This window comes from Polynucleobacter sp. AP-Melu-500A-A1 (assembly GCF_018882125.1).
GTDB lineage: Bacteria > Pseudomonadota > Gammaproteobacteria > Burkholderiales > Burkholderiaceae > Polynucleobacter.
The window spans coordinates 140,960-153,240 of the sequence record NZ_JACVOZ010000005.1 but is presented as its reverse complement, the minus strand read 5'-3'; the positions used below and the strand labels follow the sequence as shown (position 1 = coordinate 153,240).

Genomic DNA, 12,281 nt, shown 5'->3' with positions numbered 1-12,281 from the left:
ACAAATTTGAGCTTTTCATCCATCTTCGTACTTTCATTCCACGGCATAGAGTGGTCCCTCCTATGCCAAAAACTGTAAAGTATGTGTCCGGTATAAAGTGTTAACTATGTGTCGAGTCGTACAAAGGCCATTACCCATCGGTAGTGGCCTTTTTCTTTGGCGGATAGAATTAAGCCATGATTAAATTTTGGAACTTTGTCTTTTTTCAGGTTGGCTGGTTTGCTTGTGTTCTGGGTGCGGCTCATCAACAGGTCGTTTGGGCAGTCTTGGGCTCCTTGGCTTATATTGCTTTCCATATTTGGCGATGCCCCAACTCTCAGCAGGAGTTCAGCCTACTAGCTAAGGTGCTTCTTTATGGAATCACAACCGATACCCTGATCATGTATTTAGGTCTTATAGATTTCCAGGATGCCTGGCCTTCGCCACTGGTATCGCCTGCGTGGATGTGGGCACTCTGGCTTTTAGTCGCTAGCACCCTCAATAGCTCTTTGTCTTGGTTGCGTAAAAACCCCATTTTAGGTTCGGTTCTAGGGGCCATTTGTGGTCCTTTGTCTTATGAGGCGGGTATTCGATTGGGCGCTGCAAATTGGGGTTCTGGAGCTCAAATTGTGGGTATTTGCCTCATTAGCTTGGTCTGGGCAATCGCCATTCCCCTCTTTTTCTACTGGGATCAGACCCCAATCGAGGGTGTCTTAGGAAAAAATCTGTAAATTCCTTAAAAAAGTCGCTTGCAAATACTACTGTTTTTATATACAGTAACTTCTAAGTTGTCAGACAGTGAATAAAACTTCGGGAAAAAGCCCAATACATAGCGAAAAGGAATCAAAAAATGGCCTTGGATGAGAAAAGAAAATCAGCCTCCTCAGAATTTGAGGGAATGAGCGGAGACAAGCAAAAAGCATTAACAGCAGCCTTAGCCCAGATTGAGAAGCAATTTGGTAAGGGTTCAATCATGAGATTGGGCGATGCTGAAATCAATCAAGATATTCAAGTCGTCTCGAGTGGTTCACTCGGTTTGGATATCGCACTGGGCGTTGGCGGTTTAGCGCGTGGTCGCGTCATTGAGATTTACGGTCCAGAGTCATCCGGAAAAACAACACTCACTTTGCATGCCATTGCAGAGATGCAAAAGTTAGGTGGTACATGCGCCTTTATTGATGCTGAGCATGCTTTGGATGTTCAGTACGCATCACGCCTTGGTGTAGATGTAAACAACTTACTCATTTCTCAACCAGATACTGGTGAGCAAGCTTTAGAAATTGCTGACGCTTTAGTACGCTCAGGCTCCATTGATTTAATCGTCATTGACTCAGTTGCTGCTTTGGTTCCTAGGGCTGAGATTGAGGGCGACATGGGCGATTCATTACCAGGCTTGCAAGCCCGTTTGATGAGCCAAGCTTTGCGCAAACTTACTGGCGCTATCAAGCGTACTAATACAACAGTTATCTTCATTAACCAAATTCGTATGAAGATTGGTGTGATGTTTGGTTCTCCAGAAACTACTACTGGTGGTAATGCTCTGAAGTTTTATGCCTCTATGCGCTTGGATATCCGCCGTATTGGTAGCATCAAGAAGGGCGATGAAGTTGTGGGTAACGAAACCCGCGTAAAGGTTGTAAAGAACAAAGTATCTCCTCCATTCCGCGAAGCTATTTTCGACATCATGTATGGTGCCGGAATTTCTCGTGAAGGTGAAATTATCGATATGGGTGTAGAAGCCGATCTCGTTGAAAAGTCAGGCTCTTGGTATAGCTATAACGGTGATCGCATTGGTCAGGGTAAAGACAATGTGCGCGAGTTCTTAAAAGAGAACCCAGCAATCGCTAAAGATATCGAGGCGAAAATACGTGAGAAGTTAGGTGTCAAAACGGGCTCAGCCGTAGTTACCGATGTACTGAGTGAAGAAGAGGAAGTTGAATAGTTCGATGTCAGAACTAACCAGTAAAGCAAAAAAAGGCGCTAAACAAAGCCCGAGTCTCAAAGCTCGGGCTTTGCGCCTTTTGTCTTTACGAGAATACAGTCGTAAAAGTCTGGCAGCAAAGCTGGCCGAGTCTAACGCAAGATGGGGCAAGCTAGCGAAGAGTGAGTCCGAGGCTGACCTTGAGATCTCTCCCCTTAAAGCTAGCCCTCTCGATATAGAGGCTATTTTGGACGACTTTGAGGCACGAGGCTGGCTCTCAGATGAGCGTTTTGCAGAGGCTTTAGTACGCCGACGTAGCGAGCGTTACGGAACCCGCAAGATCCAAGATGAGCTTGAAAGGGCGGGCGTAGATTCTGGTAAATCAGCTCAGCTCCTGAAAACCCTCAAAGAGACCGAATATCAACGTGCCTATGAGCTGTGGTTCAGAAAGTTTGGCGCATTAGCTAAAGAACAAAAGGAGCGCGCTAGGCAATATCGCTTCCTGGCTTCTAAGGGTTTTAGTTCTGACGTAGTCTCGAAGGTTATTGGCGGCCAGCGCCAAGATTAGGGCAATTACGGATCGGGAATCTGGGTTTGACGCGTTGCAGCATGCTAGACTTATAGAGTCGGTCAAGCCGTTCGCATTTATTCAAAATTGGCTAATTTAGCTATTTTTCAGAGTAGGTATGAGATTCAGGCGACATCGGTTTTACTAATCCTCATCGCTTGCAAATAAAGATACCGTTTCGGAGTAATTATGAAAATTCACGAGTACCAAGGCAAAGAACTTCTTCGCCAATTCAATGTGCCTGTTCCAAACGGCATCCCTGCATTTAGTGTTGATGAGGCAATGAAGGCTGCTGAAAAACTGGGTGGCCCAGTTTGGGTAGTTAAAGCACAGATTCATGCAGGTGGTCGCGGTAAAGGCGGTGGCGTGAAATTAGCTCGCAGCATGGACGAAGTGAAGAAATACGCTTCTGAAATCTTGGGCATGCAACTCAAAACGCATCAAACTGGACCAGAAGGTCAAAAAGTAAATCGCCTCTTAATCGAAGATGGCGCAGACATCAAAAAAGAGTACTACTTCAGTATCGTGACAGACCGTGCGACACAAAAAAATGTGATCATGGCTTCAAGTGAAGGTGGTATGGATATTGAGGAAGTTGCAGAATCTCATCCAGAAAAAATTATCAAGGTATTTGTTGATCCATTAGTTGGTTTGACAGATGCAGACTGCGATATTGTTGCAAAAGGTATTGGCGTACCTGATGCCTCTATTCCAATGGCACGTGACGTGTTTAAGAATTTGTACAAGACCTACTGGGATACCGATGCTTCCTTGGTAGAGATCAACCCATTAATCCTTGAAGGTAATGGCAAGATCAAGGCTCTTGACGCTAAATTTAACTTTGATCCAAATGCATTATTCCGTCATCCAGAAATCGTTGCGTACCGCGATGAAGATGAAGAAGATCCTGCTGAAATCGAAGCCTCTAAGTTTGACCTTGCTTACATCTCTTTAGATGGCAATATTGGTTGCTTGGTAAACGGCGCTGGTTTGGCGATGGCAACGATGGACACTATTAAGTTATTCGGTGGTGAGCCCGCAAACTTCTTGGACGTTGGTGGTGGCGCTACAGCTGAGAAAGTGACCGAAGCATTTAAGATCATGCTCAAGAACAAGAGCGTTGAAGCTATTTTGGTGAACATCTTCGGCGGCATTATGCGTTGCGACGTGATTGCTGATGGTGTGGTTACCGCATGTAAAGCAGTAAACCTGACTGTACCTTTGGTTGTGCGTATGAAGGGTACAAACGAAGAGCTCGGTAAGAAGATTCTTGTCGACTCCGGTTTGCCAATTATTAGCGCTGATTCAATGGCTGAAGCTGCTACCAAGGTAGTTGCTGCTGTTGCCAAAAACAAATAATCCAGGAATTTCAATATGTCTATTTTGATCAATAAAAACACCAAAGTCATTACTCAAGGTATTACTGGTAAGACTGGTCAGTTCCATACAGAAAAATGTCAGGAATACGCAAACGGTAAGAATTGTTTCGTCGCTGGCGTAAATCCTAAAAAAGCAGGCGAATCCATTTTTAATATTCCTATTTTTGGAACCGTTAAAGAAGCTGCTCAGCAAACTGGCGCAACAACTTCCGTTATTTATGTTCCGCCTCCAGGCGCGGCGGCAGCAATTTGGGAAGCCGTTGAAGCTGACCTTGATTTTGTGATCTGTATTACTGAAGGTATTCCAGTGCGCGATATGCTTGAAGTGCGCAACAAGATGAAAGCTAAAGAAGCGGCCGGTGGTAAGAAAACTTTATTGCTTGGCCCTAATTGCCCCGGAATTATTACGCCTGACGAAATCAAGATCGGCATCATGCCTGGCCATATTCATAAGAAGGGTCGTATTGGTGTGGTTAGCCGCTCTGGTACTTTGACTTATGAAGCGGTAGGTCAATTAACAGCTATCGGCTTAGGTCAATCCACAGCAGTTGGTATCGGTGGTGATCCAATCAATGGCTTAAAGCACATCGACATCATGAGAATGTTCAACGACGATCCAGAAACAGATGCTGTCATCATGATCGGCGAAATCGGTGGACCAGATGAGGCAGAAGCTGCTCGTTGGTGTAAAGATAATATGAAAAAGCCGGTAGTGGGCTTTATTGCTGGTGTTACAGCGCCTCCTGGAAAGCGTATGGGTCATGCAGGCGCCTTGATTTCTGGTGGTGCTGATACTGCGGATGCCAAACTTGCCGTAATGGAAGAGTGTGGCTTTAAGGTAACAAAGAACCCATCTGAAATGGCTGCTTTATTGAAAGCCATGTTGTAATAGCGCAAGAAAAAAAGAGTGCTGATTAATCAGCACTCTTTTTGTAGTAATTAGTAGTTAAAACATAAAAAAACGTAGGAGACATAATGGATTTTTCAGCATTTTCTGGGCCAGCATTCTGGGCGGCCTTACTTTCAATTATTGTTGCGAATATTTTGCTATCAGGTGATAACGCTGTGGTGATTGCATTGGCATCACGCAATTTGCCTCCCGCTCAACAAAAGAAAGCTATTTTCTGGGGTAGTGCTGCCGCAATTATTTTGCGTGTGGTATTAACTGTGACCGCTGTTCAGTTATTGACCTTGCCATACCTCAAGATCATTGGTGCAATTTTGCTTTTATATATTGGTGTTCAGTTATTGGCCGATAGTGGTGAAGATGAAGAAATGCATGGCCACCAAAATATTTGGGGTGCTATTCGGACAATCTTGGTCGCTGACTTAGTCATGAGTTTGGATAACGTGTTGGCTGTTGCTGCCGCCGCGCAAAAAGGCCCAGAAGAAACGCGTTTAGCATTACTCATCATTGGTCTAGGACTCTCTATTCCATTGATCATTTTTGGTAGCACCATGCTTCTCAAAATTATGGATCGTTTCCCCATCATTATTACTTTGGGTGCAGGCTTATTAGGTTTATTGGCTGGCGGTATGTTGGTTGAAGATCCAGCGATTCGTGAATCTATCCAGGGTGCCATGGAAGATGCTCACATGATCTTTGAAGGTATCGGAGTAGCCATTGTGTTGTTGGTGGGTACCTACCTTAAGAAAAAGAATGCCAAAAAAGAAGCTGTTTAAAACAGCAATCTGATTAGTAATAAACCAGAAAAGCCAGCCTCTAAAGCTGGCTTTTCTGACATCGGGCCCCCTATAAATGAAGAGGTATAGACTGGAGAATGAGGTATTTCGACTCAGGAGCCAGAAGATATGCATAGTGGAAATCAGGAAGTGAATCAACAAGAGCAAAAATCAGAAGCAGGCTTTACCTTGATTGAGGTGATGGTGGTAGTTGCCATTATTGGTATCTTGGTTGCTGTAGCAGTGCCTCAATATCAAGACTACATTGCCAGAAGTCGCGTAGTTGAGGGTATGAATTTATCCTCTAGTGCCAAGTTATCTGTCACAGAGGCTTTTGCCAGTCGTGGAACAGTTCCTATGGATGAGGCGACCTATGGCTCATTTACCTTTACACCAACACGTAGTGTGAAGTTAATTGAAATCACCCCATCAGGTGCAATCGCAATTGATTTTCAAAATAGCGTCGCCCCAGAAGGAAAAAATACTCTGCATTTAATTCCGACCAATGATCCGGATGCCAATGTACCTAAGTCGATTGACTTATCTAAGCCAGAGGGTTCAACTTGGTCCGGTGGATGGACTTGTCGTTCAATGCAGACTAATCTGATTTCTCAGTTATTGCCATCTGAGTGCAGAATTGGTAAATGATGGTAGATTTCACTTACTAGAATTTGAGGATTATTCGCTGTAGAATAAAACCATCTAGGCTAATGGCCTGGCAATAAAAGAGCGGGGTATTACATGAGTAACAAAATCATTTCCATCATTGCGATAGTTTTAGTGTTATTTGTTCTCATCAGCGTTGTGGCAAGAGGCTTTTGTGAGCCTGCTAAAGATGACACTGCAAGTACGATTACTTCTTATGTTGAGAAAAATATTCCAAAGCCTGCAGGCCTCGATGTCTCTAATATGCGAATGACTTGGATCCTACTGTTTTCAAAGTTCTGCGGTAATGGCGCTGCTAATCAGCAGTTTTAAATTTGGCAATCTATCTCAGTATCCAGTAGATCAAAGTAGTAACTAAGTTGGCCGTATTCAATTGGGGAAACATATTTTTGTTTCCCCAAGCTTCTCCATCTCACTGGTTGGGAGAAATTCGGGCCATCATAGACAAAGGTATGAAACTCTCCGTTCTCACCACAGGCATCTACGCCTGCTGGCAAGCTGGCAATAAATTGAGCGTCAAACTCAAGCCCAACAAAAGACTCATCTAAAAAACGGCCATCCACACAAGTCACTCTTGCTTTAAAGCCTGCATTTAGGAACTCATTTACCAATGAGACTCGGTTTTCATTCCAAAGCGGTAGAAGGGCGCTCATATTAGCTAATGTGCAGACCTTCTCCTCCCATTCGCGATGAGGAATTAAGTCAATATCTCCAAAGATTGCCTGCGTAATACCATCTGCATGAAGTTGCTCAAGCTTGCTAATGAAATCTCGTTCGTAGTCTTGCCAAGAGGCAGATATGAACTCATTGTGTATACCCAAGGCCTCTCCCTGGGCAAGTATGAGTGCTTTACTGACTCCATGTGAGCGAGTTTTGAGCCCTGATTCATCAAGAGCTGTGAGAAGGTGGGTGATATTCATTCCCAGCTTTTGGGCGCGCCACAAAGCCAGACAAGAATCTTTGCCCCCGCTCCATGATGCCATTGCTTTGCTATTCATAAGTTTGATTATAGGATCGCGCTTAGCTTTATAGTCTATAGGTAATCTGCAAAATAGAGCAGTTATTGCAGCTAAAAATAATGACAACAAATCAATATAGAGATACCTTCTTAGATATTGCCAAAGGCTTGGCGATCATCCTGGTTATCGTTGGCCATGTAATTCAGGGTAGCTCTGAGAATTTTGATGATCTTCTGTGGTTCAGGGTCATTTACTCCTTTCATATGCCCTTATTTGTCTTTCTATCGGGTGCAGTAGCTGCGATAGCTTTTCAATCGGACAGTGTGCAGCATGGAATAAAGGCTAACCTTCAGCAGGCTAAAACAAAAATAGCTAAAGCTGCAGTTCGTTTATTACTACCATTTATCGCCTGGTGTGTCATCAACCAGTTGATTTATCACCATAGTGATAATGTGATGTCTGCTTTAATTCTGGCATTTAGGCGTCCTGATACTGCGCTCTGGTTTCTTTTGGCGATTTTCTATTGCATCGTTCTGGCAGCACTTTTTAATATCTTTTTCTCGGTGATTTATGAGCTATCTACAAGAGGGAGATTAAAAGAAGCTACTAAATGGATTTGTGATGGCCGTGTACAAATCGTTTTGATGATATTGATTTGGTGGGCTATACGAGAACATACCCCTCGCGGTGCAGGTCTTAGTTTGATAAGGCCATACTTTATTTACTATGTACTTGGTATTGGTTTTTATAAATATCTTTATCTCAAGATATCAACTTGGAAATATTTACCAGCATGGATTATCTTTATTGCACTCATTCCATTTTGGTCTAGAACCGCTGCTGACAATATTGATGGAGTGACATGGATCCCGCTGGCGCTGAGCTATTTTTACGCTGGTTTAGTTGCTCTTAGTGGCTCTTTTTTAATTCTTGGGATAGCTAAATGGATTTCAGAAACTAATATCAAGCTAATAAAGAACTTCTTGATTCTTTGCGGACAACTCTCTCTTGGTATTTATGCAATTCATTATTTCTTTTTGGCTTATTCGCCTAAGGTGATTGCACCGCTGCTCATGAGTGTAGGGATAGCCTATGGCATTAATAGGATTCCAGGATTTAGGACCTTATTGTTGGGGGAGAGATAACGCTAAAGTTAACTTCTCACCTAAAGCTGTAGAATTAAAAATTATGAAAAAATATTTTTTAAAATTCTCTAATAATTAATGGTTTATTTAATAATTTTTTTAAATATATTCCGATTTATAGGGTTAGAAAATTCCCCCCCAGGATTCTACGTTGACGAAGCTGCGGGAGCGGTGCAAGCAATTTGTATTTGGGAGGGCGGCACAGATTTCTACGGCAACTTTCTTCCACTATTTTCCCCTGGGGTAAGTGATGCCTTTTACACGCCTGCGTATTTGTATGGGGCTGCTTTATGGAGTGGAATTTTTGGAAATTCAATTTATGCTTTCAGGGCATTTATAGTTTTTATAAGCTGCTCAACCACTCTAGTATTTTATCTTTGGGTAAAAAATATATCGACCAGGAAAGTAGCATTATTTGCAGCTCTGTCAGCAAGTATTATGCCGTGGTCTTTTCATTTTTCGCGAATTGCTTGGGATCCCCCAGTTGGCATATTTTTTTTAGTAGCCGCGTTATGGGCTTGCTATCAATTTAGAAGGCCTACACTAATTGCATTATTATTTTCAATAGCTGCATATTCGTATTCTCCATTACGTATTTCAATACCAATCCTACTAATCTTTTTACCTGGCATTGGAAAAAGAGAAAAAATTCTTATTTCTATTTGGGGCTTGGTATTTGCTATACCGCTATTAATGCAGATGCAGATTCCGGAATTTTCTGCACGTTCAGAATTATTAGCTTTATGGGGAAATTACCCTTCAAATCAATATAATTCATTAAGTGCATGGGAATTAATTATTGTTGGCTTTAAGCAATTCTTTTCGCACTTAAATATTCAATTTTTATTTTTAAGTGGTGATCAAAATATTAGACATTCAATTCAGTATTTTGGGGAATTGAGTTGGCTGGATTTATTCGCAATAATTGTGGGTATTATTTTTATTTTTAATGCTCTGATTAGGAATAAATATAACTTTTTCTCCTCGCAGGAGAAAAAAATTCTTTTAATCGCACTATTAGGTATAGCAGCAAATATCCTCCCGGCGGCCTTAGCCAATCAAGGTGCACCACATGCACTCAGATCTATTGGGTGTTGGCCATTCTATGCACTCTTAACTGGTTGTATTCTAGATATTTTAGGAAGATGGATATCGTCAAAGGTTGTGAGCATAATTGCTTATGCCATAAGTTTGATTTTTTTTAGTTTATTTAGCTGGAAGTATTTTATTGAATACCCAAGGACTGCTAATAAAAACTTTTTATTAGATTCGACAAAAATTAATCAAGCCTATGAATTAATTACAAATCAAAAAATGCTCTGTAAGGATGTTCCAAAAGACGAGAAGCCAAAATTACCTAATGAACTTCTGAAGATTAAATTAAATAAGCCAATTTTATTTGCATCTAAAGATTATGGTGCTGAGCATTTCTTAGGCATCAATTGGGAGGCTCAAGAATCCTGGGGTATATGGTCTAAGCCAGATGGTGCAACATTAAATTTTTTTAATGTGCCTAAAAATTCTAAATCTATTACATTGTCTCTTAGGGCTTTAATTTCCCCAATTCATCCAAGACAGTTTATAGAAATTCGTGCAAACGGTGGTGAGCCTCAATCATTTACTTTGGAACGCTTTGATTCTAATAATATAGAGTTCAATCTTAACGGTTTAAAAGTGGACCCAGAACAAAAGCTTGAAATTCAGTTTTTTTCTAAAAATGCAATTTCCCCAATTGATGCAGGAATTTCAAAGGATGATGATCGGTTGTTGGGTATTGGACTAGTGTCTGCAACATTCAAATAAATTTTAAGGATAGCCTTTTCAATATTGTGAGGCCTTTAGGAACAAGCCACCTTAATTTATTTCTGAAATAACGCTGATATAAGACCGATTGAGATTATTCTTTCATCCTCCCCTAAACCCAATTCTTTGGGGCTTTTAGGTGTTGAGAATTTAAATACAAGATCTATGTAACCTTTTGAGATTATTTGAGGAGTGATTGGAATCATCACTTCATTGCCCTCAAATTTCTTAAGAGTAATAGCCCTGAGATAATTTCCATTTTCATAAATTTGTATTATCTGAGACGGGTTTAAACTATTAACGAATGCCCTTGTTAATAGTTTAATATGCTTAGGCGTATCCCTTGTTGGGATGGGAATGGTTATTCGTGCTTCTGACCCAATGCTCCATACTCCCCAACCTTCAATAATGGGGGACCATCCATCTATCAAGAAGGAATTTGAGAATCTAGTGTTATCCGAAAATACAATCGGGTACCCTAAATGAGTTGTAGGTCCATAAACTCCCTTAGTGCCAATAGGACAATCAAGGCATTTCTTCCAGTTGGGGGCTATGACATTAAATCCATCAATTTTGGCTAATAAATCTCGATTGGGGTCTAGCTTAGTTACGTACCTCGGGAGTTCATAGTCACTCAGAATATATAGAGAATTACTTATTAGGGAGCTGCTACGGAAATGGTTAACCATTTCTTGGACTTTTGCCATATTCACTCGCGCAAATACTGCAGCGCTTGAGTCCATATTATTCATGAGGGCGTAACGACTAAATACTCTCCAATTTTCTTCTTGAGTATTGTTACCATCATTAATAAGAAGTATTTTTTGATATTTTTTTGATGCCACTTTCCAAAAGTGATCTTTTAGAGGCAACTCTGTTAAGGATTGGTTGTGGGAGTTTATTCGTTGGTGGAGTGGTATCCAGCCTACGCTAGTATCAATAACTTGAACAAAGCTAGCGGTGATGATTATTAGAAGTGCACTTTTGCTAGTGTAAGTTTTTGAAATAATTGCTAATGAGCCAATGATAATTACATAAAGTATTGGCCAAAACATTCGATCTGATGCACGGAGACTATTGCAAAAAGTAAGTATTAGTTTTGGTAGATTAAAATGAAATGAAAGTGACCCAATATTTATATAGTTTGTAATTGCAAATATTAAAAATGCAATAAATAGTAAGATCAAAAAAATATTCTTACGAAGAATCGGCTTAATTGCACTCCAAGTAGAGGGAGTTTTATAAAGTGCAAATATTATTATTATGTAAATTCCCAGCCCGGGGAATTGAAATCTATTTCCCAGGGCATTTACTCCGGGAATGGGTGGCAAAATATATGACCAGCCTGTTCCATTGAAAAATGATAGGAGGTTCATGGACCAGGTTCCATAACCCCAATCTCCTGCACTAGCCGTAGGTATTGTGAAGTAACCGGCTTGCCACATTGTTAGTACAACAGTGAGTATACAAATCAATGCCTGTTTCAATGCCCCCGCATATGAGATTGCTTTTTTAAAGATAAGTGAGTCTAGTAGCCCTGCACTCCAAATGCATATGACAAAGAATAATAAATAAAAGTGTATTAAAGTGGATATAAAAATCAATAAACCCCAATAAAGGGTTTTATTTTTTGATACAGAGGTGAAGTTCAAATAGAATGCCGCCAATATAGTAAATTGCGCAATTAAACCTGCGTGCATTCCGATCCGATCTAGCATAATCGGGATAAATAAAAAACAAGTTGTCGCAAAAATCCTAAATACTATTGATGGATTAAATAGGCTTGCTAATAACCACCCAAAGTAGCCTTGTAATAAAAAGCAAATTAAGGTCCACCATCCAAAATATTGAAATGAGTATGGTAGTACGTTGGAAAATGGTTTTAGCAGTATTGCAAGAAGAGTTACTGAGTCTGAGTAAACAATTGATGATGCGACATCAAGGCCATATTTTGGATTTAGGCCTAGCGGGAAATTCCAGTCACTAAATCGATAAAATGACCATCCCATGTACCCCATCAGAGGGTCATTATCTATTTCTAGCCAACCCAAATATTCTGGATCTAGTACTCTTGGACCGACTATCAATAAAAATGCACTAATGCCAAGAATTATAGGCATCAAAAATATTTTTTTTGTGTGAATTAGTTCCATGTGGCCCGACAGAAAAATGACTCTA

General features: G+C 40.9%; 12 protein-coding genes. 10 read left to right on the top strand and 2 right to left on the bottom strand.

Going from position 1 to position 12,281, the window contains the following annotated elements; translation table 11 throughout:
• Positions 1-176: 176 nt before the first annotated feature.
• The 8 genes from ICN38_RS11285 to ICN38_RS11250 all read left to right on the top strand — a co-directional run bounded on the left by ICN38_RS11285 (position 177) and on the right by ICN38_RS11250 (position 6,508).
• A complete protein-coding gene (locus ICN38_RS11285; protein ID WP_216257191.1) occupies positions 177-710 on the top strand; it encodes a DUF2878 domain-containing protein in 534 nt (177 codons plus the stop codon).
• 119 nt (positions 711-829) lie between these two features.
• Positions 830-1,921, top strand: a complete 1,092-nt coding sequence (recA, locus tag ICN38_RS11280; protein WP_216257190.1) for a recombinase RecA — start codon at positions 830-832, stop codon at positions 1,919-1,921.
• A gap of 4 nt (positions 1,922-1,925) precedes the next feature.
• On the top strand, positions 1,926-2,468 hold the full coding sequence (gene recX, locus ICN38_RS11275; RefSeq protein WP_216257189.1) for a recombination regulator RecX: 543 nt from the start codon (positions 1,926-1,928) through the stop codon (positions 2,466-2,468).
• Between the two features lie 189 nt (positions 2,469-2,657).
• A complete protein-coding gene (gene sucC, locus ICN38_RS11270; RefSeq protein ID WP_216257188.1) occupies positions 2,658-3,827 on the top strand; it encodes an ADP-forming succinate--CoA ligase subunit beta in 1,170 nt (389 codons plus the stop codon).
• 15 nt (positions 3,828-3,842) lie between these two features.
• Positions 3,843-4,736, top strand: a complete 894-nt coding sequence (gene sucD / locus ICN38_RS11265) for a succinate--CoA ligase subunit alpha (protein ID WP_216257187.1) — start codon at positions 3,843-3,845, stop codon at positions 4,734-4,736.
• Positions 4,737-4,822: 86 nt separating this feature from the next.
• Positions 4,823-5,530, top strand: coding sequence for a TerC family protein (locus tag ICN38_RS11260; protein WP_216257186.1), 708 nt, complete (start codon positions 4,823-4,825; stop codon positions 5,528-5,530).
• Between the two features lie 129 nt (positions 5,531-5,659).
• Positions 5,660-6,178, top strand: a complete 519-nt coding sequence (locus tag ICN38_RS11255) for a pilin (protein ID WP_216257185.1) — start codon at positions 5,660-5,662, stop codon at positions 6,176-6,178.
• A gap of 93 nt (positions 6,179-6,271) precedes the next feature.
• Positions 6,272-6,508: a hypothetical protein gene (locus ICN38_RS11250; RefSeq protein WP_216257184.1), complete on the top strand. Its 237-nt coding sequence runs from the start codon at positions 6,272-6,274 to the stop codon at positions 6,506-6,508.
• On the opposite strand, the gene ICN38_RS11245 is transcribed toward ICN38_RS11250, so the two are convergent.
• Positions 6,505-7,194, bottom strand: a complete 690-nt coding sequence (locus ICN38_RS11245; protein ID WP_216257183.1) for a diphthine--ammonia ligase — start codon at positions 7,192-7,194, stop codon at positions 6,505-6,507. The two genes, ICN38_RS11250 and ICN38_RS11245, sit on opposite strands and share 4 nt — an antisense overlap.
• Positions 7,195-7,274: 80 nt before the next feature.
• Between ICN38_RS11245 and ICN38_RS11240 the strand changes: the two genes are divergently transcribed.
• Both ICN38_RS11240 and ICN38_RS11235 read left to right on the top strand, forming a co-directional pair.
• Entirely contained in the window at positions 7,275-8,300 is a 1,026-nt protein-coding gene (locus tag ICN38_RS11240; RefSeq protein ID WP_216257182.1) for an acyltransferase family protein, read from the top strand.
• 78 nt (positions 8,301-8,378) lie between these two features.
• Positions 8,379-10,103 (top strand): hypothetical protein, encoded by a 1,725-nt coding sequence (locus ICN38_RS11235; protein ID WP_216257181.1) that lies wholly within the window; start codon positions 8,379-8,381, stop codon positions 10,101-10,103.
• Between the two features lie 56 nt (positions 10,104-10,159).
• On the opposite strand, the gene ICN38_RS11230 is transcribed toward ICN38_RS11235, so the two are convergent.
• Positions 10,160-12,256, bottom strand: coding sequence for a DUF6311 domain-containing protein (locus ICN38_RS11230; protein ID WP_216257180.1), 2,097 nt, complete (start codon positions 12,254-12,256; stop codon positions 10,160-10,162).
• Between the last annotated feature and the right edge of the window lie 25 nt (positions 12,257-12,281).

Excerpts from the sequence above, each read along its gene's own strand:
- recX (WP_216257189.1), top strand. The coding sequence starts at position 1,926 with ATGTCAGAACTAACCAGTAAAGCAAAAAAAGGCGCTAAACAAAGCCCG.
- ICN38_RS11260 (WP_216257186.1), top strand. The coding sequence starts at position 4,823 with ATGGATTTTTCAGCATTTTCTGGGCCAGCATTCTGGGCGGCCTTACTT.
- ICN38_RS11235 (WP_216257181.1), top strand. The coding sequence starts at position 8,379 with ATGGTTTATTTAATAATTTTTTTAAATATATTCCGATTTATAGGGTTA.
- sucD (WP_216257187.1), top strand. The coding sequence starts at position 3,843 with ATGTCTATTTTGATCAATAAAAACACCAAAGTCATTACTCAAGGTATT.
- ICN38_RS11255 (WP_216257185.1), top strand. The coding sequence starts at position 5,660 with ATGCATAGTGGAAATCAGGAAGTGAATCAACAAGAGCAAAAATCAGAA.
- ICN38_RS11245 (WP_216257183.1), bottom strand. The coding sequence starts at position 7,194 with ATGAATAGCAAAGCAATGGCATCATGGAGCGGGGGCAAAGATTCTTGT.
- recA (WP_216257190.1), top strand. The coding sequence starts at position 830 with ATGGCCTTGGATGAGAAAAGAAAATCAGCCTCCTCAGAATTTGAGGGA.
- ICN38_RS11285 (WP_216257191.1), top strand. The coding sequence starts at position 177 with ATGATTAAATTTTGGAACTTTGTCTTTTTTCAGGTTGGCTGGTTTGCT.
- ICN38_RS11240 (WP_216257182.1), top strand. The coding sequence starts at position 7,275 with ATGACAACAAATCAATATAGAGATACCTTCTTAGATATTGCCAAAGGC.
- sucC (WP_216257188.1), top strand. The coding sequence starts at position 2,658 with ATGAAAATTCACGAGTACCAAGGCAAAGAACTTCTTCGCCAATTCAAT.
- ICN38_RS11230 (WP_216257180.1), bottom strand. The coding sequence starts at position 12,256 with ATGGAACTAATTCACACAAAAAAAATATTTTTGATGCCTATAATTCTT.
- ICN38_RS11250 (WP_216257184.1), top strand. The coding sequence starts at position 6,272 with ATGAGTAACAAAATCATTTCCATCATTGCGATAGTTTTAGTGTTATTT.